Origin of the sequence: Clostridium sp. LY3-2 (genome assembly GCF_024705715.1) — a bacterium.
Taxonomy (GTDB): domain Bacteria; phylum Bacillota; class Clostridia; order Clostridiales; family Clostridiaceae; genus Clostridium.
This window is the reverse complement of sequence record NZ_JAMDLQ010000007.1, coordinates 40,681-64,398: the sequence shown is the minus strand read 5'-3', so window position 1 is coordinate 64,398 and position 23,718 is coordinate 40,681. Positions and strand designations below refer to the sequence as shown.

Annotated in this window: 26 protein-coding genes and 1 pseudogene; 24 read left to right on the top strand and 3 right to left on the bottom strand. The window is 27.1% G+C overall.

Annotated features, from left to right (window positions below; all coding sequences use genetic code 11):
* The 4 genes and pseudogenes from M4I33_RS01405 to M4I33_RS01390 form a co-directional block, all read left to right on the top strand.
* On the top strand, positions 1-449 hold a 449-nt coding region (locus M4I33_RS01405; protein WP_257915091.1), incomplete at its 5' end, for an MMPL family transporter.
* Between the two features lie 79 nt (positions 450-528).
* Positions 529-1,212 carry a pseudouridine synthase gene (locus M4I33_RS01400; RefSeq protein WP_257915071.1) on the top strand — a complete coding sequence of 228 codons (684 nt, stop codon included), beginning with the start codon at positions 529-531 and terminating at the stop codon, positions 1,210-1,212.
* 122 nt (positions 1,213-1,334) lie between these two features.
* Positions 1,335-1,448: pseudogene (locus tag M4I33_RS01395) on the top strand (rubredoxin-like domain-containing protein); the annotation flags it as partial.
* Positions 1,449-1,481: 33 nt separating this feature from the next.
* The gene (locus M4I33_RS01390) at positions 1,482-2,204 is read left to right on the top strand and encodes an FAD-binding oxidoreductase (protein WP_257915094.1); all 723 of its coding nucleotides are present in this window, start codon (positions 1,482-1,484) and stop codon (positions 2,202-2,204) included.
* Positions 2,205-2,227: 23 nt separating this feature from the next.
* On the opposite strand, the gene M4I33_RS01385 is transcribed toward M4I33_RS01390, so the two are convergent.
* Positions 2,228-2,599, bottom strand: coding sequence for a YxeA family protein (locus M4I33_RS01385; RefSeq protein ID WP_257915063.1), 372 nt, complete (start codon positions 2,597-2,599; stop codon positions 2,228-2,230).
* Between the two features lie 142 nt (positions 2,600-2,741).
* On the opposite strand from M4I33_RS01385, the gene M4I33_RS01380 reads away from it, so the two are divergent.
* The 3 genes from M4I33_RS01380 (at position 2,742) to M4I33_RS01370 (ending at position 5,243) form a co-directional block, all read left to right on the top strand.
* Positions 2,742-3,032, top strand: a complete 291-nt coding sequence (locus tag M4I33_RS01380; protein WP_257915061.1) for a Dabb family protein — start codon at positions 2,742-2,744, stop codon at positions 3,030-3,032.
* Positions 3,033-3,050: 18 nt separating this feature from the next.
* The gene (fliB, locus tag M4I33_RS01375; RefSeq protein WP_257915059.1) at positions 3,051-4,199 is read left to right on the top strand and encodes a flagellin lysine-N-methylase; all 1,149 of its coding nucleotides are present in this window, start codon (positions 3,051-3,053) and stop codon (positions 4,197-4,199) included.
* A gap of 123 nt (positions 4,200-4,322) precedes the next feature.
* Complete coding sequence (locus tag M4I33_RS01370; protein ID WP_257915051.1) at positions 4,323-5,243, top strand: ribokinase; 921 nt, start codon at positions 4,323-4,325, stop codon at positions 5,241-5,243.
* 14 nt (positions 5,244-5,257) lie between these two features.
* On the opposite strand, the gene M4I33_RS01365 is transcribed toward M4I33_RS01370, so the two are convergent.
* The gene (locus tag M4I33_RS01365) at positions 5,258-5,668 is read right to left on the bottom strand and encodes a hypothetical protein (protein WP_194190888.1); all 411 of its coding nucleotides are present in this window, start codon (positions 5,666-5,668) and stop codon (positions 5,258-5,260) included.
* A gap of 249 nt (positions 5,669-5,917) precedes the next feature.
* Between M4I33_RS01365 and M4I33_RS01360 the strand changes: the two genes are divergently transcribed.
* The 14 genes from M4I33_RS01360 to holA all read left to right on the top strand — a co-directional run bounded on the left by M4I33_RS01360 (position 5,918) and on the right by holA (position 20,615).
* On the top strand, positions 5,918-6,283 hold the full coding sequence (locus M4I33_RS01360) for a hypothetical protein (protein WP_257915048.1): 366 nt from the start codon (positions 5,918-5,920) through the stop codon (positions 6,281-6,283).
* A gap of 152 nt (positions 6,284-6,435) precedes the next feature.
* A complete protein-coding gene (locus M4I33_RS01355) occupies positions 6,436-7,407 on the top strand; it encodes a DUF4003 domain-containing protein (protein WP_257915037.1) in 972 nt (323 codons plus the stop codon).
* Positions 7,408-7,420: 13 nt separating this feature from the next.
* A complete protein-coding gene (locus M4I33_RS01350) occupies positions 7,421-8,470 on the top strand; it encodes a DNA polymerase IV (protein ID WP_257915035.1) in 1,050 nt (349 codons plus the stop codon).
* 115 nt (positions 8,471-8,585) lie between these two features.
* A complete protein-coding gene (gene deoC / locus M4I33_RS01345; RefSeq protein ID WP_257915033.1) occupies positions 8,586-9,260 on the top strand; it encodes a deoxyribose-phosphate aldolase in 675 nt (224 codons plus the stop codon).
* Between the two features lie 173 nt (positions 9,261-9,433).
* A complete protein-coding gene (locus M4I33_RS01340) occupies positions 9,434-11,722 on the top strand; it encodes an AAA family ATPase (protein WP_257915031.1) in 2,289 nt (762 codons plus the stop codon).
* Positions 11,723-11,867: 145 nt separating this feature from the next.
* The gene (spoIIAA, locus tag M4I33_RS01335; protein ID WP_257915029.1) at positions 11,868-12,203 is read left to right on the top strand and encodes an anti-sigma F factor antagonist; all 336 of its coding nucleotides are present in this window, start codon (positions 11,868-11,870) and stop codon (positions 12,201-12,203) included.
* Between the two features lie 15 nt (positions 12,204-12,218).
* Positions 12,219-12,644 (top strand): anti-sigma F factor, encoded by a 426-nt coding sequence (gene spoIIAB, locus M4I33_RS01330; RefSeq protein WP_257915027.1) that lies wholly within the window; start codon positions 12,219-12,221, stop codon positions 12,642-12,644.
* A 12-nt stretch (positions 12,645-12,656) separates the two neighbouring features.
* Complete coding sequence (gene sigF, locus M4I33_RS01325; protein WP_194190880.1) at positions 12,657-13,412, top strand: RNA polymerase sporulation sigma factor SigF; 756 nt, start codon at positions 12,657-12,659, stop codon at positions 13,410-13,412.
* A 132-nt stretch (positions 13,413-13,544) separates the two neighbouring features.
* Entirely contained in the window at positions 13,545-14,015 is a 471-nt protein-coding gene (gene spoVAC, locus M4I33_RS01320) for a stage V sporulation protein AC (protein WP_257915019.1), read from the top strand.
* A 13-nt stretch (positions 14,016-14,028) separates the two neighbouring features.
* Positions 14,029-15,060: a stage V sporulation protein AD gene (spoVAD, locus tag M4I33_RS01315; RefSeq protein WP_257915017.1), complete on the top strand. Its 1,032-nt coding sequence runs from the start codon at positions 14,029-14,031 to the stop codon at positions 15,058-15,060.
* The gene (gene spoVAE / locus M4I33_RS01310) at positions 15,060-15,413 is read left to right on the top strand and encodes a stage V sporulation protein AE (protein WP_374707684.1); all 354 of its coding nucleotides are present in this window, start codon (positions 15,060-15,062) and stop codon (positions 15,411-15,413) included. Before spoVAD ends, spoVAE begins: the two co-directional genes overlap by 1 nt.
* A 99-nt stretch (positions 15,414-15,512) precedes the next feature.
* Positions 15,513-17,867: a cation-transporting P-type ATPase gene (locus M4I33_RS01305; protein WP_257915015.1), complete on the top strand. Its 2,355-nt coding sequence runs from the start codon at positions 15,513-15,515 to the stop codon at positions 17,865-17,867.
* A gap of 14 nt (positions 17,868-17,881) precedes the next feature.
* Entirely contained in the window at positions 17,882-19,567 is a 1,686-nt protein-coding gene (locus M4I33_RS01300) for a ComEC/Rec2 family competence protein (RefSeq protein ID WP_257915013.1), read from the top strand.
* A 13-nt stretch (positions 19,568-19,580) separates the two neighbouring features.
* On the top strand, positions 19,581-20,615 hold the full coding sequence (gene holA / locus M4I33_RS01295) for a DNA polymerase III subunit delta (protein ID WP_257915011.1): 1,035 nt from the start codon (positions 19,581-19,583) through the stop codon (positions 20,613-20,615).
* 94 nt (positions 20,616-20,709) lie between these two features.
* Here the strand turns inward: holA and rpsT are convergent, their stop codons facing one another.
* Entirely contained in the window at positions 20,710-20,973 is a 264-nt protein-coding gene (rpsT, locus tag M4I33_RS01290; protein ID WP_194190874.1) for a 30S ribosomal protein S20, read from the bottom strand.
* A gap of 174 nt (positions 20,974-21,147) precedes the next feature.
* Here rpsT and gpr point away from each other — a divergent pair, with 174 nt between their 5' ends.
* The 3 genes from gpr to M4I33_RS01275 all read left to right on the top strand — a co-directional run bounded on the left by gpr (position 21,148) and on the right by M4I33_RS01275 (position 23,659).
* Entirely contained in the window at positions 21,148-22,122 is a 975-nt protein-coding gene (gpr, locus tag M4I33_RS01285; protein ID WP_257915009.1) for a GPR endopeptidase, read from the top strand.
* Between the two features lie 60 nt (positions 22,123-22,182).
* Positions 22,183-23,226, top strand: coding sequence for a stage II sporulation protein P (locus M4I33_RS01280; RefSeq protein ID WP_257915007.1), 1,044 nt, complete (start codon positions 22,183-22,185; stop codon positions 23,224-23,226).
* Between the two features lie 64 nt (positions 23,227-23,290).
* On the top strand, positions 23,291-23,659 hold the full coding sequence (locus M4I33_RS01275; protein ID WP_257915006.1) for a hypothetical protein: 369 nt from the start codon (positions 23,291-23,293) through the stop codon (positions 23,657-23,659).
* Positions 23,660-23,718: the final 59 nt, after the last annotated feature.

Sequence of the window (23,718 nt, the reverse complement as noted above, 5' to 3'; positions counted from 1 at the left end):
CAACATACTTTACTTCAATTAGTATAGTTCAAATAATAGTTCAAAAGATTATGGGATACCCAGGTATTTCTTGGATAACTTCCTTCTTTGGATTTGTTGTCTTAATGGCACTTGGAATAGACTACTCTATATTTATAATGACTAGGTTTAATCAAGATAAAGAACCTGATATGAAAAAACGTATAGTTAAAACTATGATAAGTATGGGAGGAGTAATTATTTCAGCTGTAATTATATTAAGTGGTACATTTGCAGCTCTTTTACCTTCAGGAGTTTTATCTTTAATTGAGATATCAATGGTAGTTTTAACAGGTATACTTTTATATGTTGTAGTAATATTACCATTATTTATACCAGCTATGGTAAGAATATTTGGAAAAGCAAATTGGTGGCCATTTAATAGAGCTATAAATAAAAGTGTAGAAGGAAATAGTAATTTAGAAAAATAAAAAATATAACTTTAACTATATTGATTAATTATAATATCCATTGTTATTATATAATTATAAAATTAGATGGAGTTAAAATATGAGAATAAATAAATTACTAAGTAACTTTGGGATATGTTCAAGAAAAGAAGCTAATAATATAATAAAAAATGGAAGAATATTAGTTAATGGTAAAGAGTGCACTGAAGGGCAGTGGGTAGAATTAACAGATGAAATCCTCTTAGATGGTGAAATTTTAAAAGAAAAAGAAAAAGTCTACTTACTTTTAAATAAACCTGTTGGAGTAACTTGCACTGCCTCTTTAGATGTTAAAGATAATATTATAGACTATGTTAATTATAAAGATTATATTTTTCCTGTAGGAAGGCTTGATAAACCATCAAGAGGACTTATTTTACTTACTAATGATGGGGATTTAGCAAATGATATATTAGAATCAGAAAACAATCATGAAAAAGAATATCTAGTAACTGTAGATAAAGTAATAACAGACGAGTTTATAGAAGGTATGGAAAATGGTGTTTTGATTTTAGGAGTTAAAACTAGAAAATGCAAGATGGAAAAAGTAAATGATTATGATTTTAAAATAATATTAACTCAAGGGCTTAACAAACAAATAAGAAGAATGTGTAAAAATTTTCATTATAATGTTTTGAGGCTTGAGAGGATAAGAATACTTAATTTAAAAATTGATAACCTAGAATACGGAAAATATAGAGAATTAACAAAAAGTGAATTAGAAGAATTAAAAAAGAACCTTTAAGGTTCTTTTTTTATATAATAAAACATATTTTATTATTAGTTAATAATAATTATTGATTAAAAGAAAAATTAGTTATATAATGTATTTAAGATTAAGAAATTAAATATAAAGGAGGGAAATTTATGAAAAGATTTATATGTACAGTTTGTGGTTATGTTTACGAAGGGGAGAGTGCTCCTTTAAAATGCCCTATATGTAATGTAGGACCTGATAAATTTATAGAAGAAGAAAAGGAAAGTGATGATGACTTTATTTTTAGAGAATATAAAGTGTTAAATAAAGTAAAAGAAAATGATTTTGTTACTTCTTTTTATTTAAAAAGAAATGATAACAAAAAATTAAAAGAACATAAAGCAGGACAGTTTGTTTCTATAGATGCTATTAAAGACGGGGCTAATAAAGGCGCTATAAGGCAATACAGCCTTTCTATGAAGCCTGGATCAGATAATTATAGAATAAGTGTAAAAAGAGAAGATAAAGGGATTGTATCAAGCTATTTACACGATAATATAAATAAAGGAGATATAGTTAAATTAACTAATCCTTTAGGTGAATTCCTTTTAAAAGAAAATTCTAATAGACCTGTAGTATTTTTAAGTGGAGGAATTGGAGTTACTCCAGTTTTATCAATGCTTTATAAAGCAGCAGAAGAGGGACGTGATATTTTATTTGTACAAGCTGTATTAAATAGCAAGGCTCATACTTTTAAAGAAGAACTTAGAATTTTAAAAGAAAAGCATAAAAATATTAAAAGTGCAGTATTTTATCAAAGTCCATTAGAAAGTGATAAGATTTTAGAAGATTACGATCACTTAGGGATAGTAAGCAAGGAATGGCTTCTTAATAATATGCCTAAAAATGGAGAGTTTTATTTTTGCGGACCACTTGGATTTATGAAACACATAAACGATACTTTAAAAGAAATCGGGATTTCTAAAGAGGATAGAAACTATGAGATGTTTGGTCCATCTAAAGATTTAGACGAAATATAAGAGAGTGGCTTTTTGCCACTCTCTTATTTATCTAAATTTTCTAAGGCTTTTGAAGGAACCTTATCTTTTGAAACTTCTTCATAAGTTTTAATTTCATTAACTTCATTATCTTTTGTAGTCTTAGGTGTAATCTTTAAATACCTATCCTTTTTTAAGTTTTTTGTTGCAAAAAATGTTATATCGATTTTAGTTCCTTTTTCATTAAAGGCTTCGAAATTATACTCATATTTTTTAATGATAGAGCCATCATCTATTTTAACTTCTTTAACTTTACCATCAGTAGTTATTTTTACATAATAAGAATCTGAATTTAAATCAAATATTCCAGCTTTGAAAGCGAAAAACCCTCCCCCTATAATTAATATAATTAACAAAATACTAATTGGTTTTTTCATAATATTACCTCACCTTTATTTATCTTATGACTAAATTATAATTTAAAGATAGATATTCTAATATTGAAAACACTTAATTTAAACTTACACTTTTGTAAGATATGATATAATATCATTGAATTAAATTTGTGAGGTGTAATTTATGATTAAACATATAGTAACTTGGAACATTAAAGAAGAAAACAAAGAAGAAAATATGAAAGAAATGAAGAGAAGACTTGAAGATTTAAAAGGAAAAATAGAAGAGATAGTAGATATAGAAGTTGGAATAAATATAAATAAATCAGAGGCTAAAAAAGATATAGTTTTACTTTCAGAATTTAAATCTTTAAAGGATTTAGATATTTATCAAAATCATCCTCTTCACTTAGAAGTAGGTAAGTTCGTAAAAGAAATAGCAATAGATAGAAACGTTGTAGATTACGAAGTGTAAAAAGAAAGTGAGACAAAAATGAAATTTAAAGTACCAGATTATTTTAATGAATTTTCTTGTATAGGTGGAGCTTGTGAAGATACTTGCTGTTCTGGCTGGGAAATTGTAATAGATGATAAAACATTTAATAAATATAAAAATGTAAAAGGTGATTTTAAAAAAATATTAGACGAAAATATTATAAAAAGTGATGAAGATAATATATTTCGTCTAAAAGAAGAAAATTGTTTCTTTTTAAATAATGAAAAGATGTGTGAAATATATAAAAACCTAGGGGAAGAGTATCTATGTCACACTTGCAAAGAATTTCCTAGAGTTACAGAGGAATTTTTAGATATAAGGGAAAGTTTATTATCACTTTCTTGCCCTGAAGCCTCTAGAATCATTTTAAGTAAGCCTAGAGAAATAAAATTTAAAATAAAAGATATAGATGAAGAAATAGTAGAAGATAGTAATATCGAAAGAGAAGTTTTAGATGATTTTTTAAATTGCAGAGAAGTTATTTTTAAATTATTAGAAAGAAAAGATATATCTTTTAATAAAAGATTAGTATTAGTTTTAAATTTTTCAAACGAGGTACAAAACAAAATAGATTTAGGTGATATGGATGAAATAAAAGATGTAATAAAGAATTACCTAAATAATGAAGTTATAGTTGAAATTTTAAAAGAAACAGATAGAGAAAATTTTAAAAAAGATAGTGTTACTTTAATAGAAATATTAAATACTTATATAGATTTAAACCATATAAATTCTAATGATATTTTAAAATTAAACTTTGCATCAAATTATTTAAAAGAAAACGAAAGAATTTATTTAAATAATTATAAAAAATTTGATGAAGGATTTAAAGAAAACTTATATATCTTTGAAAGTCTAATTAATTATTTTGTATTTAGGTATTTTATGAAATGCATATTTGATTATGATATGTCTTCTAAAGTAAAGTTTGCAATTATTAGTACAGTACTAATTAAAGAGTTATCAATTATAGAATATATAAATAAAGGAAATTTAAATAAAGAAGATGTGAGTACTATAGCTAGAAATTACTCAAAAGATATAGAACATTCAGACGAAAATGTAGAGTCACTTTTTGAAAGCTTTGAAACAGAAGATTTATTTAATATAGAAAATTTAACTAATATAATAATGGAATTATTTTAATAGAAATTGCACTTTAATAGGGTGCAATTTTTTTATTGAAGTAATTTAAAAAATAGCATAAGAATATAATTTTAAATTAATTGGAAGTCTAAATATATATTTTATATTTAGAGGTGATTAAATTTGAAAAATGTATGTGTTGTAGGAAGTATAAATGAAGATTTAGAGATAGAAATAGATAATCTCCCTAAAAATGGTGAGACAATAATATCTAAAGGATTATCTATATATTGTGGAGGAAAGGGAAGTAACGGGGCAGTTTCTCTTAAAAGAAACGGAAGCTATGTTTATTTTATAGGTAAAATAGGAAAGGACTTAAGTGGAACTAAGGGCTTAAATAAATTAAAAGAAGTAGGAGTAAACACAGAAGGGGTTATTATAGAGGAAGGATTAGAAACTGGAAAGGCAGTAATATTTTTATTTAATGATGGAACTGATTCTATAATCGTAAATGCAGGCTCTAATATGGATTTAACTCCTAAGGATATTTTATCTAAAGAAGAACTTATAAAATCTTCTGATGCAGTAGTATCAGGACTTGAAATCCCAGAAGAAACAGCTCTAAAAGCTTTTAAAATAGCTAAAAAGCATAAAAAGATGACTATATTTAACCCATCACCAACAAAAGATAAGCTAAAAACAGAGGTTTTAAAATACACAGATATTTTACTTCCAAACAAACTAGTTACAGAAACACTTACAGGAATTAAAATTACAGATGAGAATTCCTTAAAAAGTGCTGGAGAAATTTTTATAAAAGGTGGGGCAAAGGTTATAGTATTTATTTTAGGAACTGAAGGGGTTTTTATTTACAATAAAGAAAAAAGTAAGTATTTAGAGTCTAAAAAAGTTAAGGTTGTAGACGCTACTTGCGCTGGAGATACTTTTATAGGTTCCTTTACAAGTATTATTAAGGATTTATCTTTTGATGAAATTTATAAGGGATGTATTTATGGAAATGCTGCTAAAAACATATGTATAGGAATAAAAGGAAGCGAACCATCTATTCCTTTTAAGGAAGAAATAGAAAAAAGCTTAGATTAATCTAAGCTTTTTTATTAGTGTCTCATTCTAGTTGCTTGTTGTCTAGCCTTTTTGATTTGTGAGTGGTCTATTGGAACTAGATCTCTCTTAGTAGTAAGGTTAACTACGTTTTGAATTTGAAGAACTTCAGAATCTTCTTTACCTTTAACACCTTTAAGTCCCATTATCATTACTTTATTCCCTTTAAATACTGGGATAAACTCAGGTTTTTTGAACCATTTATTTTTTTTGTATCTACATTTTACAACGCCTCTACCAGCATCAGGTTTTACTATTAAGTTAACGATTAATTTATTAAAAATAAGATAATTCTTTTCTTCCATGTTTATAGATACTACAGTACCTGAAGTACTTGTTATTCTATCTCCGTATTTTTGAAAATAAGAATCTCTAAAATATTTATCAAATTTATCTTTCATTCCCATAACCAAATTCTCCTTTATAATCGAAATAAGTCCGTATGTGTTACTAAAACATAACTTATATTATTATATCATAAAAAATATTTTTAAGAAATATATTAATAATGATTAAAGTGATTAAATTTTACCAAAATTTTTAATAAAATATAAAAAATTCCGTTTATAATTTATTAGAAACAAAATGAGAAAATTGTACACAATGAAATTATAAATCATATACTATAATATAAAGAATTTTAAGGAGATAATATGATGGGTAAAGAGTTAGGTAAATTTTTTAAATTTCTAGGTACAGTTTTTATTATTTCTCTTATGTTTATAGTTTTAATTTGTGAGTTATTTTCTTTAAATTTTAAAAACACCATATTTATTTTTGGTGGAATTTTAGCCTTTTTTGGAATTCTTGCAAAGGCAAATGGAAGTCCAAGTAAAATTTGTGGAAATTCTATAGGGGAAATTAATGCAGAGATAACTGGAAGTGATATGCTAAGGATTAATAAATTAACAAGTAGCACTGAAAAAGGAATAGAATTTTATAAAGCAAATATTGAGTATATATTAGACCATTACATCTTAGGAGTTTCAGGGATTTTATATATATTAATCGGTATATTATAAAAAAATTAGACTCATCTGTTTAAGATTTTCTTAAATATATGAGTCTATTTTTGTGGTATTATTATATAGACAGGTATATTAAATATTAAATAAAATATATATTAAAAATGTGTATTAAGTAAAATTACCTGAATTTAAGAGGTGGATGAAAAATGAATTCGCAAACTATGTATATAGCAAATAAAGCAATAGAGACATACAAGGAAGCTAAAACGGAATTAAGGTTTGATGGAGAATATATAAATCACTTTGCATCTTTAGTATTTGCTGACCAAAATGAAAATATTGATATTGAAAAAATAAAAGAAATAAGAAAATATATAAAAAAGAATACGAAGAGTCTTCAAAGTTTTAGGGGGGATATGTTATATATGATATCTATCCTTATAAGTAGAGAAGAAAATTATGAAGAGTTTTCTGATACATTAATCGAAGTGAATGAAACTTTAAAAGATAACGGTTTCAAAAGTAGCCCGTATTTAGTACTAGCCTCATACTCTATAGTTAAAAGAAGTAATAAAAGTGAAAGAAAAAGAGTTTTAACTAACATGAAACTTATATATTCACTTTTATATAAAGAGTTTAATAATATAACAGATGATGAAGATTACTTAATCTGTGCACTTTTAGCTATTAAATTTGTAAGAGATAATGAAGAGCCAAAAGAAGTATTAAAATATATAGAAAGTATGTTTAACTCACTTTTAGATTTAGAAAACTACAGTAGAAATGATCTTCAAAACATAGCAACTTCAATGCTTTTAAATAGTAGTGCAACGGCTCAATATGAAATAAAAGATTTAATAAATGAATTTAAAGAAAGTGATATGAAAATAGGAGATCAAGTTTTAAATATTATAAGTGTAGTAGCAAGAGACGAAGATATAAGAACCTATGTTCAAAATGTAAAAGATGTTGTAGAATATTTATGTGATGAAGAAGGGGAATATGCGTTCTATATGGATAAGACTTTTAGGACTATGATAGGTATAGTTATAGTTGAACTTTATGAGCGCAAAGAAAGTGGATTCACAAATAGATATTTAAAAGAGCTATTATGCTTCTCAATTTATTCTTTTATAGCTAGAAAAAAGCAAAACGTTTTTGAAGAGGTATTAGCTTAAGAAAAGGTGAAAGATGGAAAGAATCATATTACACGTTGATATGGATGCGTTTTTTGCATCAGTAGAACAATTAGATAATAAAGCCCTTAGAGGAAAGCCTGTTATAGTTGGTGGAGTAAGAGAGAGAGGCGTTGTATCTACTTGTTCTTATCAAGCTAGAAAATATGGTGTGCATTCTGCTATGCCTGCATTTATGGCAAGGAACCTTTGTCCAAATGGGATATTCGTTCCAGTTAGAATGCAAAGATATAAAGAAATTTCAAGAAAGGTATTTGAAATTTTTAAAGAAGTTACAGATATAGTAGAACCTCTTTCTATAGATGAAGCATATCTAGATTTAACTAATAATATAAGGTTTAAAACTGGTATGGAAGCTGCAATGTATATTAAAAGAAGAGTTTTTAAAGAAATTGGATTAACCTTATCTGTTGGTATTTCTTATAATAAGTTTTTAGCAAAAACTGCATCAGATTGGAATAAGCCAAACGGGATTAAAGAGATATCAAAAGAAATGATGCCAGATATACTTTTTGATTTAGATATAAAAAATGTTTATGGCCTTGGAAAAAAGTCAGTTCATAAGCTTAATAATATGGGACTATATAAAATAAAAGACCTTTATAAGTTAGATAAAGAGTTTTTTATTAAATACTTAGGGAAAAATGGTTTAGAAGTATATGATAGAATCAGAGGAATTGATAATAGAGAATTAAATATAGATAGAAAGAGAAAATCTATAGGAAAAGAAAGAACTTTAAAAACCGATACAGAAGATAAAGAAGAATTAAAAGAATATATTATAAATTTTTCAAAAGAAATTAAAAATATATTAGATAGAGATAATAAGAGTTTTAAAACTATAGTTTTAAAATATAAAACAAAAAGTTTTAAAAATCACACTAGATCTAAAACCCTTAATTCTTATATAAAAGATGAAAAAGAAATAATAAAAGAAGGGTTAGAACTTTTAGAAAATGAAGAATTTAATGAACCTATAAGACTTATAGGATTAAGTGTAACTTCATTTAAGGAAACTATGGTAGAACAAATTAAGTTATTTTAGTTATAAACTGATTTAAAGTAGATTTAAGCTGAAAATCAAAGATTCTATAAATTGACAAATATATACGTTTACAATTATAATTCAAGAGTAATATATTTTTAGGAGTGAGCAAAAGATGAATAAACAAGAACTTGCAAAAATGATAGATCACACAGCACTAAAGCCAGAAACAACTGGTAAAGAAATCGAAAAATTATGCAAAGAAGCATTAGAATATAATTTCGCTTCAGTTTGCGTAAATCCAGGAAGAGTAAAAGAAGCATACGAATTACTTAAGGGTAGTGATGTAAAAGTATGTACAGTTATAGGATTTCCTTTAGGTGCAAATACTAAAGAAGTTAAAGCTTTTGAAACTACTGATGCAATCAAAAATGGTGCAACAGAAGTAGATATGGTTATAAATGTTGGAAAACTTAAAGATGGAGATTTAGCATACGTTAAAGAAGATATAGAAGCTGTAACAAATGCAGCTAAAGGAAAAGCATTAACTAAAGTTATAATAGAAACTTGTCTTCTTACAGATGAAGAAAAAGTTACAGCTTGTAATTTAGCAAAAGAAGCAGGAGCTGATTTTGTTAAAACTTCAACTGGGTTCTCAACAGGAGGAGCTACAAAAGAAGATATAAGTCTTATGAGAAAGACTGTAGGGCCTAATATGGGAGTTAAAGCTTCAGGTGGAGTTAGATCTTTTGAAGGTGCTAAAGATATGATAGATAACGGAGCAACTAGAATAGGTGCTTCAGCTTCAATAGCTATCTGTGAAGGAAAAGAATCAAATAGTAATTATTAATTTTAAAAATATGATTCAAATTAAAAGAAGGCGCATAGCCTTCTTTTTTGTATTTTTGTTTATAAAAATTTTTTTAAGAAATTATCGCTAAAATTAATATATAAGAATACTAATATAATATACGACTATTAATAAGGAGGAAATACTAAATTATTTTAATTTAGGAAAGTAGTATGAGGAAAGAATTAACTCCAAAAGAAGTTATATTTAATTTAGAGATAAGTGAAAGCGAAGGGGTTAAGAAATTAAAAGATATAGATGAGATAAAAAATAATTATAAAAAGATAAAAAGGGCATTAAATATAAAGAAAGAAGGTTATAACCTTTATCTTATGGATACTTTTTCAAAAGAAAAGGTAGATGAGTTAGTTCTTTTTATTGAGGAAGAATACAAATCATTAGAACCTCCTTCTGATATATGCTATGTAACTTTAAAAGAAGATAAAAAGCCATTCCCGATATTTTTAACTAACGGGAGAGGAAAAGAACTTAAAGAAGAAATAAAAAATTTAAAAGAAGAATATTTAATTAAAGCAATAGAATTTTATAATACATCCTCAAATGAAGAAAAAGATACTATTGTAGATGATATTCATTCAAAGAGAAATACTTATATCTCAGAGCTTATGGAAGTTGCAAAAAAAGAAGGCTTTGACGTAAAGGCTACAAGTGGTGGCTTTGCATTTATTCCTTTAGATAACGGAGAAGTTATGACAGAAAAGGAATATGATGACCTTCCTGTAGATGAGAAGGATATTATTTTAAATAAAGCATCTGGACTTAAAGAAATAGCAGAAGATATATTAGAAAAACTTAAAAATATAGAAGTTAATTCTTTAGATAAACTAAAAGAGATATTTAAAGAATATATAACAGAAGAGATGCGAGAATATAAAGAAGATGTTTTACTAGAATTTATAGTAGATGATGATGTTTATAATTATTTAGAAAAGCTTTTTATAAATATAGAAGATGAACTTTTAGATAATTATAATATTGATTTAGAAGACGAGAGCACCTTAACTGAAATAGTATCAAAATATGATATTGAAGTTATAGTAGATAACACTAACTTTAAAAATCCTAGAGTAATTTATGAAGACGATCCAAGTCTTATGAACCTTTTAGGAAATATTGAATATGAAAGTCAAAATGGTAATTATATAACAGACCTTTCTTTAATAAGTAGCGGTTCGTTACTTGAAGCAAATGGTGGGTGTTTAATAATTAGATTAAATAGTTTAATAAGTAATATTAACAGTTATTATTATTTAAAGAAAACTTTGCTATCTGGAAAGCTTAACTTTGACAGCAATAGAAATTATCTAGAACTTTTATCTATAAATGGATTAAAGCCAGAAGAAATTCCGATAGATGTAAAAGTTATATTAATTGGAGATTATGAAAGTTATAACATTCTTTATAATAATGATGAAGATTTTAAAAAGATCTTTGGAATGAAATGCGATATGACAAGAACTCTAAAAGGAGTTAAAAGTAAACTAGATATTATTTGTGATTTTATAAAAGAAAGAGGGGAAAAGAATTCTTTAAGAACTATTTCAAATGATGCTATAAAATCTATAATAAGATCTTTAACTAGAAGTTCAGGAAATCGAGAAGAAATTAATTTAGAAGAATATGATATAGATAAAATCTTAATAGAAGCAGATGAAATAGCAGAAGAAAATGAAAAAGAAATTATATTAAAAGAGCATGTAGATGAAATTATTTATGAAAAAGAAAATATTGAAAAAGCTTATATAGATATGTATAAAGACAAAAAGATGAAAATTGTTTTAGAAGGGAAAAGGGTTGGTAATATAAACGGCCTTGCTGTTTTAGATACAGGACTTAGTCAGTTTGGAAAACCACTTAGAATAACTTGCCTTGCTTTAAGAGGAAATGGAAATATTATTGATGTTCACAGAGAATCAAAATTAAGTGGAAGAATACATGAAAAGTCTATAAATATATTAAGTGGGATATTAAAAAGTTTAGTTTCAAAATACGAAACATTACCAATAAATCTTCACGTTAGTTTTGAACAAAGTTATGGAATAATCGATGGAGACAGTGCATCAGTTGCTGAGATGATTGTAATGCTATCTTCAATTACTGGAAAGCCTATAAAACAAAATATAGCAGTTACGGGGTCTTTAAATCAATTTAAAGAAGTTCAAGCTATAGGTGGAGTTAATGAAAAAATCGAAGGCTTTTTCAATATATGTAAAGAATTAAATACAATAAATGATAAAGGAGTTTTAATTCCGAGTGAAAATGTAGATGAGTTAATCCTAAATGATGAAATAGAAAATGCCGTAGAGAGAGGGTATTTTCATATTTATAAAATGGATACGTTAGATGATGCTATAGAGACTTTACTATTAGAAGAAGGAGAGAGTTTAGAAAGCTTTTTTGAATTATTTAAAGAAGAGATAGATAAATTTAAGGTGGATTAAAATAAGAAACTGCATGAAAAATGCAGTTTCTTATTTTACTGTAAAAAAATGGAATAAAATAAATTGACGAGGAATATAATATATGTTAAAATATGGAAGAAAGAAGAGGGTGGAGGTGAGCTACTCTAAGTATTAGAGTGATTGTATGCATTTAAATTTTATAAAAAAATCAAATATATTAATAGTCGGCTTAATAGGCGAATTAGACCATCACACGGCTGCAGAAGTTAGATCTAAAATCGATGACAAGATAGAAAGTGAAAATATTAAAAAGTTAATTTTAGACTTTAGTAGAGTATCTTTTATGGATAGCTCTGGAATTGGAGTAGTTGTTGGACGAAGTAAAAAGTTATCACACTTAGGTGGAAGTGTATGTATAGCAAATGCTAGTGGAAGTGTAAAAAAAGTTTTTGAACTATCAGGGCTTTATAAAATAATAAGGAATTTTGATACTGTAGAAAAAGCAGTAGGGGAAATATAAAACGGAGGGGTTTTCATGTTTGATAATAGGATTAAAATAGAATTTATGAGTAAATCTCAAAATGAGGCTTTTGCAAGGGTGGCAGTAGCAGCATTTATTGCACAAATTGACCCTACTATTGAAGAGTTAAATGATGTAAAGACTGCAGTTTCAGAGGCTGTTACTAATTCAATTATTCATGGATATGATAATAAAGAAGAAAATAAAGTCATAATTGAAGCTGAAATATCAGGAAGAGAAGTTGAGATAAGTGTAATAGATTTTGGAAAAGGTATATGTGACATAGAAAAAGTTAAGGAACCTTTATATACTTCAAGACCAGATTTAGAGCGCTCAGGTATGGGATTTACAGTTATGGAAAGTTTTATGGATAGCTTAGAGATTCAAAGTAAACAAGATGAGGGAACGAAGGTTGTAATGAGAAAAAATTTTGAAGTATAGGTTGGGGTAGATATGGATAATGGGAGTTTAAAACGAGAGGAATATAATTATGAAGAAAACTCAGAGCTACTACCTTTAGCAAAAAACGGCGACGAAGAAGCTCTTAATAGATTAATTCAAATGAACCTTCCCTTAGTTTCTTCTATTTCAAAGAAATTTTTAAATAGAGGATATGAATATGAGGATATTTTCCAAATAGGTTCTATGGGATTAGTTAAGGCTATTAAAAATTTCGATCCAGAATTTAAAGTTAAATTTTCAACTTATGCTGTTCCTATGATAATGGGTGAAATAAAGAGATTTTTAAGAGACGATGGGATGATTAAAGTTAGTAGGAATGTAAAAGCTTTAGCAAGAAAATTACATTTTGCAAGGGAAGATTTAACTAAAGAACTTGGAAGAGAGCCAACTATAGATGAACTTAGTAAATTTTCTGAGATAGATAAAGAAGATATAGTAGTAGCATTAGAGTCATCATCTAGTATGCAATATCTTTATGATACTATTCATCAAGATGACGGTGCACCTGTTCTTTTAATTGATAAGCTTTCAGAAAAAGGTGAAGATGATTCTTTAATGATTGAAAAAATTGCTTTAAAAGAAGCTATAGGAAGTTTAGATAGTAAATCAAAACAGATTATAATGCTTAGATATTTTAAAGATAAAACTCAAATACAAGTTGCTAAAATGCTTGGTATTAGTCAAGTTCAAGTTTCTAGAATAGAAAAGAAAGTATTACTTAAAATGAAAGAAAAATTAATTGAATAGATTGTTAGATAAGATTGCTATTAAAGTTTTTTTATAACTTTAATAGCAATCTTTTTTTTAATTCTATATTGAGATTTTAATTTTATATTTTTGGAATACTAACTATAGGATTATTTTTTTAGAGGTGATTTTATGAGAAAAAAAGACATAAAGGAAGAGGAGATAATTGAAAAATTTGAAGCACTTGCAAAAGAAAGTGAACCAAACCCACAAATTACAAAAAACTGTGTGAGGGCGTTTATAGTAGGAGGTTTAATTTGCGTTATAGGTCAGGTTATTTTTGATTTATTTATCTATTTAGGATTTGCTGAAAATGATGTTAAAACCATAACTACAATAATAATGGTATTTTTAGGTGCACTTTTAACTGGTGTTGGAATTTATGATAAAATTGCAAGCTATGCTGGTGCTGGAACTGTTGTACCTATAACAGGTTTTGCAAATGCTGTTGTGGCACCTGCTATGGAATTTAAAAAAGAAGGGTTTATTTTTGGAGTAGCAGCTAAGATTTTTACTATTGCAGGTCCAGTCTTAGTATACGGAATAGGATCTTCAGTTATAATCGGGATAATTTATTATTTTATAGATATATGGTTTAAGTAAGGAGGATAAAGGGATGAATAATATAAAAAAAATAGGAAAACAAACAATCAAATTAGAATTTCCTCCAAAAATAATAAGTGCCTTTTCTATTGTAGGGCCAAAAGAAGGAGAAGGACCTTTAAAATCATATTTTGATGAGATACTAAACGATGAGATGTGCGGAAAGGAAAGCTATGAAAAAGCTGAAAGTGATATTATGTATAACGCCATTAAAGGCGCTATAGGTAGAGCGGATCTTAAAGAAGAAGATGTTGATTATTTATTTGCAGGTGATTTATTAAATCAAATTATTTCATCAAGTTTTGCAGCTAGGGAATTATCGATTCCGTTTTTTGGACTTTACGGTGCCTGTTCTACTATGTCTGAATCCTTAAGTCTTGGTGCACTTATAATGGATGGAGGATTTGCAAGACATGTAGTTTGTTCGACTTCTTCTCATTTTTGCGCAGCTGAGAGGCAATTTAGATTTCCTCTTGAATACGGCGCTCAAAGAAGTAAAACAGCTCAGTGGACAGTTACAGGTTCAGGTGCTATGGTACTTGGAAGAGAAGGTGATTTTCCTGAGATAACTTACGTAACTACGGGCATAGTTAAAGATTATGGAATTAAAGACCCAAATAATATGGGAGCTGCAATGGCGCCAGCTGCTGTAGATACAATTTACGCTCACTTTAAAGATACAGGGAGAGAGCCAGAATATTATGACGTTATTGCAACAGGTGATTTAGGTAGAGTTGGAACAAAGATTTGTAACAACTTAATGCTTGAATACGGCTACGATATAAGAGGTAATCATATAGATTGTGGTGATATTATATTTAATAATGAAACTCAAAAAACAGAATCAGGAGGAAGCGGCTGTGGCTGTTCTGCAGCGGTATCTTCTGGATATCTTTATAAAAAGATAATGAGAAAAGAAATTAAAAACTTTTTACTTGTCTCAACGGGTGCTTTAATGAGTACAACATCTTCACTTCAAGGTGAAACTATACCAGGCATTGCACACGCTATTGCAGTTGAGATGAAAGGGGATAAATTATGTTAATGTATGTTAAAGCATTTTTAATAGGTGGTATAATTTGTGTAATAGCACAAATTCTTATGGATAAAACAAAGTTAACTCCAGGGAGAATTTTAGTTTTATTTTTAGTGCTCGGATGTATTTTAGGTGCCTTTGGAGTATATGATAAACTTATAGACTTTGCAGGTGCAGGTGCAAGTGTTCCTCTTCCTGGCTTTGGAAATGTTTTAGCTAAAGCAGTTATTGAAGAAGTAAAAAGAGAAGGATTTATTGGTGCTTTTACTGGCGGAATTAAAGGAGCCGCAGGAGGAATAACAGCTGCAATATTCTTTGGATATATAATGGCGGTTATTTTTAATCCTAAAAGTAAAGGCTAAAACCTTTATAATAGGATAAAAATGTATTATAATCTTAAAGTAAATTAAATTATAAAATATTTTAGATTAAAATATAATAAAAAGAGAGTAGGGGGATGGATGAATAATTTTTATAATAGTAAATGGCAAGACGTTGTCGAAGGTTTAGGTAGTGACATAATAAAAGGCCTAACTAGTATAGAAGTTGAAAAGAGAAGGAAAACTTTAGGGAATAACAAAATAAGTCTTCCTAAAGGAAACAGTATCTTTAGGCAAATTCTTAAAGAATTTAAAAAAATCTATATTATATCATCTCTTATAATATTTTTTGTATTTGCGTATTATTTAAAGTTTATTTATGCCTTTATTGTTTTATTAAGTTTAGTTTTAACTATCTTAGCAAAATGGTATGGTATAAAAAAGAAAGAAGCAGACTTAAAATACATAGATAGAATAAATAAAACAAATGTTGAAGTAGTTAGAGATAGGCACAATATGATAATTCCAACTGAGGATTTAGTAGTTGGTGATATAGTAAACTTTAAAAAAGGTTCACTTATAGGGGCTGATATTCGGATAATACAAAGTGAAGATTTAAAGGTTGATGATAGTAACGTTACAGGAGAAACCTTTTTAAAAGAAAAATATGAAAATATGTTTGAAGGAAGAGCATACAACATAGGCGAAGTTAAAAATATGGTATTTAAAGGTGCTGTAATAAAAAGCGGAAGTGGAACTGGGATAGTTGTGGAAACAGGTGATAAAACTAGCCTTGGAAAACTTTTAAGTATGCTTAAATACTGTGACGTAAATAAACATAGCTTTGAGCATAACATAGAAAAGAGCTTAAACCACGTATCACTAATTCTTTTAAGTGCATTTGTTTTAATAACTTTATTTTTAAATAACAAATTTAACTTAAATACTATTTTTAATACATTACTTTTAATAAGTTTAGTTCCTTTATCTATAATAATTACAGTTTATATAAGTAGTGTTAAAAAGAAATTCAAAAAAGACGGTATTGATATATTAAATATATCTTCTTTAGATGAACTTAGTGGACTTGAAGTATTCTTTATAGATAAAATTGGAGCAATAACAAAAGAAGAAATGATAGTTAAAAAGCTTATAACAGATCACGAATTAGTGCCTTTAGAAAAAGTAGATTTTAAAAATAATATAAATGCAAAAAGAGCTATAGATATACTTCTTTTATCAAATGATTCAACATTTAATGCAGAAGATAACACAGGTAAAGGTGATTTAGAAGAGATTGCATTCTTAAAATGGGGAGCGGAAAACCAAATCTATAAATCTATATTAGATAGTCAAAATAGAAGGGTTTTTGAACTTCCTGTTGATACGGACAAGCCTTTTTTAACAACTATAACTAAATCTAAAAAAGGATTTAGAGCAAATATAAAAGGAAACGTAGAGCAAATCGTAGATAGATGTACTCATATAATGGTAAATGGTATTGAAAAAGAAATAACAAATGAAGACTTAGAAAAAATAAGGGCTATGGATTTTAATCTTTCAGGAGAAGGTCTTATAACAAACGGTATAGCTTATAGAAGTTTTAGTTATGAACCTAGTATAGATGAAAATATTGAAAGTAATTTAGTTTTTGTTGGGATAGTTGGTCTTTTAAATCCTTTAAATGATTTTATAGATAAAAAGATAATGGCTATTAAAAAAAGAGGAATTATACCTATACTATTTACAGAAGATAATAAGATAACTGGTGAAGCACTAGGAAAGAAAACAAGGATAATTAATTCAGATAGTGAAGTTATATCAGGGGTAGAACTTGATTCTTTAAATAGAGAAGAGATTATATCTGTTTTATCAAAGGTTAGAGTATTTTCAAGAGTAACACCTGAAATAAAAAATAAGATAATTGGATTATTTTCAAAAGATAAATATAGTGTTTTAGCAACAGGAGAAGGGCTTGGAGACTTACCGGCACTTAGCCTTTCTAAGGTTGGAATAAGTAAAGGAAAAGCATCTAATCTAGTTAGGAAGGTTTCAGATATCTTTATATCAGAAAATTATTTAGATAAAGTAATGATGCTTTATGGAGAAGGGATTAAAGTTAGGGATAATATATTTAATATCTTTAGCTTTTACGGAATGATTTTAATTCTTCAAATGGCACTTGTTAATATTTTAAATATAGATTTTTTATTTATGATACTTGGAAGTATAGCTTTAATTTTTATAATTTACTGGAGAATGTTTTTAAATACTTCTGAATGTAATATAACAAAGCTAGGTATTATATTCATTATAGTAGCATTAGCTTCGCATTTTGGAGTTAATAAATTTAATTTAAATCCTAATTATATTTATTTAGGGGCAATAACTCTTCTTACTATTATCTTAAATATAATAGATGGTAAGCTTATTAAATTTAAGAAGATAAAGAAAAAGATGAATGATGAAAAGAAAGATGGCAACACTCTAAAATAGGGGTGTGATGCTTTATGTTTAAAACTTTAAATAATACAAAGGCACCTATAATTTATATAGGTGTCTCTTTTTTATTTAGTTCTATACTTTATTTATTTTTAAATGTAGATATTTTTTATGGATTTATATTTTCTTTAGTTTTCTTTTTATTTATATATTTAAAAGAAGGATTTGGTTTTCTTATTTTAATTTCTTTATTTGTGATTTTTGGTTTATTTATAAATTATAATTTTTATAATTTTGAATTAAAACCTTTAGAAATAGCAAAAATAGAAAAAATATATAGTTATGGAGGGATTTCTGAAATTAGGGGTAGGAAGGTTTATTTAAGTGGTGACTTAAAAGATTTTAAACCCTTAGAAAAAGTTATCCTAAAAGGAGAATTTACTAAAAATATAGATATCGAAAAAGGTTTAGTTGGAGAAATTAAGGTCTTAAGTATAAAAAGTCAAAAGAGCATTTTAAATAAGATAAACGATTTTAAAATAGAATTTGTAGAAAAATTAAAAGAAAGTATAGGAGATAGAGAAGGAAGTCTTGTAAATTCTATTCTTTTTGGGGATAAGAGCGGTTTAGATGAAGAGGATAAGGAGAATATGAAAAAGTACGGAGTGGTACACGTAATTAGCGTATCAGGCCTTCATATAGGGTTAATTTATTTAATATTTAAAAAGCTATTTAAAGAATATATAGGGCTTTTAATTTGCTTTTTTTATTGCGTTATTACAGGGTTTGCCTTTTCAAGTATAAGAGCTTTTATAATGATTTTTATTCTAAGCTTAGGATTAAAACTTAGAAAGAGTAGTAATAGTAAAGCTGCTTTAGCTCTTTCAGCTATTATAATATTTTTAATAAAACCTTATAGTATTTTTGATTTAGGGTTTATATTATCTTTTTTAGCTACTCTTTCAATTATTTTATTTTATAAACCTTTAAGGAAAAAACTATATAAAATAGGGGGTTGGCTTGGTGATACTATAGCTATATCTTTAAGTGCTCAAGTTTTAGTTATGCCTATATTAATATTTTATTTTAATGAGTTTTCTATAATGTTTTTAGTTGGTAATATAATTTTAGTTCCTTTGATTAATTTAATATTAGTATTAGGTTTTTTAGGATTTATTTTATTTAAGATAAGTGTTATTTCTAATATAATAAATTTTATTTTAGGTACTACTATATATCTTTTAGATTACTTAATTGAAATTTTAGATAAGTTTTCTTTAGATATAATATTTTTAAATGAAAAGTATGCAATATTTTATGTTAGTTTATTAATCTCCTTTTATTTTTATAAAAGGGGTATAAAAAAGATTATAGTGCTTCCCTTAGCGACTATATTATTTATAGGTATTAATCTTTATAGCTTTTACCCAAAGATTATAAATCTAAAAGAAGGCTTACTAGTAAGGTATAAGGGAGATAGCGTAATTTTACTTAAAGATAAAGTAGATTATAAAAGGGCAGTTTCTGTTTTTAAACCTAGAGATATATATAAAGAATTTGAAAAAACCTATATTAAAGAAGATTGCACTTTAGTTAGAAATGGAGAAAATTTCATTTTGGATTTAGGAGATAGAGAATTTACACTTTTATTAAAGGATTTAAAAAGGGAAAGTTCTTATGATATAATTAATTTTGAAAAAGAAAAGATAAGAGAAATTATGATATTTAAAGATTATATAATAGATTTAAGATAAATAGGTGATTAATTTGATAAATTACGAAGTATTAGAAAAAGATTTAAAAAGTAAAAAGTTTAGTAATTCTTATGTTTTATGTGGAGTAGATGAAGAACTTTTAAAAGAAGGGGTTAAAAAGATAATTAAACCATTTATAGACAAAGACACAATGGATTTTAATTTTGTTAAATTCGATGGTATGAAATGTACTGTAGATGAAATAATAAACGCATCAGAGACCTTGCCTTTTATGGGAGAAAAAAAGGTTGTTGTTGTTTATAGAGCTGCATTTTTAAGTGATAAGTTAGATAGTGCAAACAAAAAGGCATATAACGAAATGAAAGAATACTTAAAAGATGTTCCAAGTAGTACTGTTTTAGTTATGTATTATTTATTTAGTGATAAAAGAGATACAGCTAAAAAAAATAAAAATATTATGGCTTTAGATAAAATAACAACAGTCGTATCTATAGATAAGCTTAGAAGAGATGGGTTTAGTAAAAGAATAGAAGAGTATTTTAAGAAAAACTCTGGAAACATAAATAAAATAAACCTAAGGTATTTATGCGAGAAACTTCCTATGAATTTAGATATTTCTAAAAATGAAGTTAAAAAACTAACAGATTACGCAAAGGGAAGGGAAGTAACTAAAAAAGATATTGATTTACTTATACAGAATAAAAGTGAAGACGACGTTTTTGATTTAGTAGAATTTATATCAAATAAAAAAACTGAAAAAGCTATTGATGTTTTAGATGAACTTTTATTTAAAGCAGATCAACACATGTTAATAATTACTTCTATAGAAAACCAATTCAAAAGACTTTACGATATAAAGCTTGGAATGGAAAGCGGAAAAAGGCTTAAAGACTTTATAGGAGAATTTAGACTTCCTCAGTTTGTAATTGAAAAGTTAATAGCTCAAAGTAACAGATTTTCTCTTAAAGGGTTAAACGAAATCTTAAAATTATGTCTAGAAACAGAAGGAAGGCTTAAAACTTCTTCAAATGATAAAAAAACAGAACTAGAACTATTATTATTAAATATAGCGATGGTAAAAAGATAACAAAAAAACATCTAAAGGGTTGTCCTTTAGATGTTTTTTATTTAACATAGGTCATAAAAAGTAAATAACCGACCGTTAAGGTCGGTGTATATTACTATGCCATAGCTTTTACTTTAGCAGCTAATCTTGATTTCTTTCTAGCTACCATGTTCTTGTGAAGAACTCCTTTAGAAGCAGCCATATCTAGTGACTTGTTAGCTTTAACTAATAAAGCGTTTGCTTCTTCAGCATTGTTAACATTAACAGCTTCTTCAAACTTCTTTATAGCAGTTTTAACAGCTGATTTAACCATTCTATTTCTTAAAGTTTTAGTTTCAGTAACTTTAATTCTTTTTTTTGCTGATTTTATGTTTGCCATTCGGTTTCACCCCCTTGAAATTTTATAGGGCCTCTCGCAGTTTTTTGGGGAATCTGCGTACGAGTTTAATTCAACAAACCATATTATAGCATTGAAACCTAATAGATTCAAGTATTAAATTCAAACAAAAAGGAAAAATAAATTAGAATAGAATAAATGATGAGAGGTGAAAGCATGATAAACGTACGAACTGACTTAGCTGTAGAGGCTAACGAGGACTATAAAAAAGTTCATAAAAGAGAGATAGATGGAGTAATTATAAACGAAGAAGAAGGAGAAAGTGCAAAAATTACTGAGGTTAAAATTACAAATCAGGAAGGTTCTGTAAAACTAGGCAAACCTATAGGAAATTATATAACAATAGATATGCCAGAACTTACTATGTACGATGGCGATATAATGGATGATGTTTCCGAAATTGTAGGAAAATACATAAGAAAACTTGTAGATATGGATTCAGAAAAAACAGGGTTAGTTGTAGGTCTTGGAAACAGGCAAGTAACTCCAGATGCTTTAGGACCTAAAGTAACAGATAGCATAATGGTAACTAGGCATTTAAAAGAAGTTATGCCAGAAGCTATTGATGATGACGTTAGACCTGTTTGTACTATAGCACCAGGCGTTCTTGGAATAACAGGAATAGAAACAGTAGAAATTATTAAGGCGCTAGTTGAAAAAATTCACCCAGATTTTGTTATATGTATAGATGCCTTAGCTTCAAGAAAGATCCAAAGGGTAAACAGAAGCATTCAAATTAGTGATACTGGAATTTCACCAGGTGCTGGAGTTGGAAATCACAGACTTGAAATAAACGAAAATAGTTTAGGCGTTAAAGTTATAGCAATCGGAGTTCCAACTGTAGTTCATGCAGCAACTATTGCAAACGACAGCATAGATTTAGTTATAGATAATTTAGCTTCTTATGCAAATAAAGATTCAGAGTTTTATAAACTTTTAACTAAAATAGATAAAGAAGAAAAAAGCATTTTAATAAAAGAAATATTAAATCCTTTCATAGGAGATTTAATTGTTACGCCAAAAGAAGTTGACTATGTAATAGATTCTTTAGCTAAAATAATTGCAGTAGGAATAAATATTGCAATACAACCAAACTTGGATTTAGAAGAGATAAATAAATTTACAAATTAAATAATAATTATGTCAATCCTCTCATATACATAAAATGTAGCGGTGAGGAGGAGAGGATTTGTGGTAGTTCAAAGAGTAAATAGTGGTAATCAAAAGAGCGGTTTGGATTTTGGGATAGTAGTCATATTAATTTTTTTGATTATATTTTTGGCTAGATGTATATCTATAGTTTCAAAAAACACAGAAAGAGGGGGATTAGCATACGTTCAAATGCTAAATTTCTCACTTCCAGTTATAGAAACCCAAGTTTACAACGAAGGTGCTTACTTAGAAAATGATTATTCTATAAAAAATATAGCACTAGAAGCATTAGGACTAGAAGATATAACAACTGAAAAGATTTTAAAAGCAGAAGTTCCGATGATTTCTGATTCTTTAATGTCTATAGACGGTAAATTAGTAGAATACTCTGAGTATAAACTAGGTGAAGGAAGTATTTCAAAATATGATAAGACAGAAGTTCCAAAAGGAATTCATGATGACTCTTTAAAAAAGGAATTAAACAAAAGCAAGCCAGAAGTTTTAATTTATCATACTCATTCAGCTGAAAACTATGCAGAATCAAAAGGACCTACAGATAATAAAGACCAAAACGTAGTTGGGGTTGGTGAAGTTATTGAAAATGAACTTGAAAAAAGGTATGGAATATCTGTTATTCACGATAAGACTAAACATGATGTTTCATATAATGACTCTTATGATAGGTCACGTGAAACTGCAAAGAAATATTCAGATAAATACGGAAATTCATTTAAACTTGTAATAGACCTTCATAGAGATGGAGGTAAAAACAAAAGTGCATTTACTCAAAATATAAAAGGAAAAGATGCAGCTAAAGTTATGTTTGTAACAACTAGAAATAGTAAAAGATTCGAAAAAAATAATAAAGTTGCAAATGATCTTCAAAAGCTTACAGAGAATACTTTCCCAGGTTTAACTAGAGATAGAATGATATATAACAATGGTATTAATGCATTTAACCAAGATATATTTGATAATAGTGTTATTTTTGAAATAGGTGCAAATATTAATACTTCTTCTGAAACTCAATATACAGGAGAGCTTATGGCTAGAGTTATAGCTGAGTATATAAATGGAAAATAATGAATAAAAATTTCTAAGAGGGTTACCATTAATAATACAGATTATTATTAAGAGGTGACCCTTTATGAAAATTAAAAAAGGATATGTATATATTTTTATTCTATTTATGTTTATAATATCTATTATAGGAATAATACAAATTAATATTATAAATACAAAAGCGCTTTCCCCTATAGGAAACACTAAAGATAACTATGAGATGATAACTTTAGAATTCGGAGAAGATTTTGATAAATTTATTCAAGATAATGCATCACTTAAGATTTACGAAGGTGATGATGGAGTTTTGGTAAATTTAGATGATTTATCTTTTAAAATAAAAGAAGAGTCACCTATAGTTAATAAAGCTAAAGATATAACTAAGTTTTTTTCTGAAAAAGTCTATAATGTTTTTGATGGAATAACTGATTGGGTAGCTAGTTTGATAAGCTAGTAGTTTAATTGTTGACAGTTATATATTAGTGTATGTTATAATTTAGCTTGACTTTGAAA

Excerpts from the sequence above, each read along its gene's own strand:
- spoVAC (WP_257915019.1), top strand. The coding sequence starts at position 13,545 with ATGAGAAAAAAAGACATAAAGGAAGAGGAGATAATTGAAAAATTTGAA.
- spoIIAB (WP_257915027.1), top strand. The coding sequence starts at position 12,219 with ATGTTTGATAATAGGATTAAAATAGAATTTATGAGTAAATCTCAAAAT.
- fliB (WP_257915059.1), top strand. The coding sequence starts at position 3,051 with ATGAAATTTAAAGTACCAGATTATTTTAATGAATTTTCTTGTATAGGT.
- sigF (WP_194190880.1), top strand. The coding sequence starts at position 12,657 with ATGGATAATGGGAGTTTAAAACGAGAGGAATATAATTATGAAGAAAAC.
- spoIIAA (WP_257915029.1), top strand. The coding sequence starts at position 11,868 with ATGCATTTAAATTTTATAAAAAAATCAAATATATTAATAGTCGGCTTA.
- M4I33_RS01380 (WP_257915061.1), top strand. The coding sequence starts at position 2,742 with ATGATTAAACATATAGTAACTTGGAACATTAAAGAAGAAAACAAAGAA.
- rpsT (WP_194190874.1), bottom strand. The coding sequence starts at position 20,973 with ATGGCAAACATAAAATCAGCAAAAAAAAGAATTAAAGTTACTGAAACT.
- M4I33_RS01355 (WP_257915037.1), top strand. The coding sequence starts at position 6,436 with ATGAATTCGCAAACTATGTATATAGCAAATAAAGCAATAGAGACATAC.
- M4I33_RS01305 (WP_257915015.1), top strand. The coding sequence starts at position 15,513 with ATGAATAATTTTTATAATAGTAAATGGCAAGACGTTGTCGAAGGTTTA.
- gpr (WP_257915009.1), top strand. The coding sequence starts at position 21,148 with ATGATAAACGTACGAACTGACTTAGCTGTAGAGGCTAACGAGGACTAT.
- M4I33_RS01400 (WP_257915071.1), top strand. The coding sequence starts at position 529 with ATGAGAATAAATAAATTACTAAGTAACTTTGGGATATGTTCAAGAAAA.
- M4I33_RS01350 (WP_257915035.1), top strand. The coding sequence starts at position 7,421 with ATGGAAAGAATCATATTACACGTTGATATGGATGCGTTTTTTGCATCA.
- M4I33_RS01385 (WP_257915063.1), bottom strand. The coding sequence starts at position 2,599 with ATGAAAAAACCAATTAGTATTTTGTTAATTATATTAATTATAGGGGGA.
- spoVAE (WP_374707684.1), top strand. The coding sequence starts at position 15,060 with ATGTATGTTAAAGCATTTTTAATAGGTGGTATAATTTGTGTAATAGCA.
- spoVAD (WP_257915017.1), top strand. The coding sequence starts at position 14,029 with ATGAATAATATAAAAAAAATAGGAAAACAAACAATCAAATTAGAATTT.
- M4I33_RS01275 (WP_257915006.1), top strand. The coding sequence starts at position 23,291 with ATGAAAATTAAAAAAGGATATGTATATATTTTTATTCTATTTATGTTT.
- M4I33_RS01300 (WP_257915013.1), top strand. The coding sequence starts at position 17,882 with ATGTTTAAAACTTTAAATAATACAAAGGCACCTATAATTTATATAGGT.
- M4I33_RS01340 (WP_257915031.1), top strand. The coding sequence starts at position 9,434 with ATGAGGAAAGAATTAACTCCAAAAGAAGTTATATTTAATTTAGAGATA.
- deoC (WP_257915033.1), top strand. The coding sequence starts at position 8,586 with ATGAATAAACAAGAACTTGCAAAAATGATAGATCACACAGCACTAAAG.
- M4I33_RS01360 (WP_257915048.1), top strand. The coding sequence starts at position 5,918 with ATGGGTAAAGAGTTAGGTAAATTTTTTAAATTTCTAGGTACAGTTTTT.
- M4I33_RS01365 (WP_194190888.1), bottom strand. The coding sequence starts at position 5,668 with ATGGGAATGAAAGATAAATTTGATAAATATTTTAGAGATTCTTATTTT.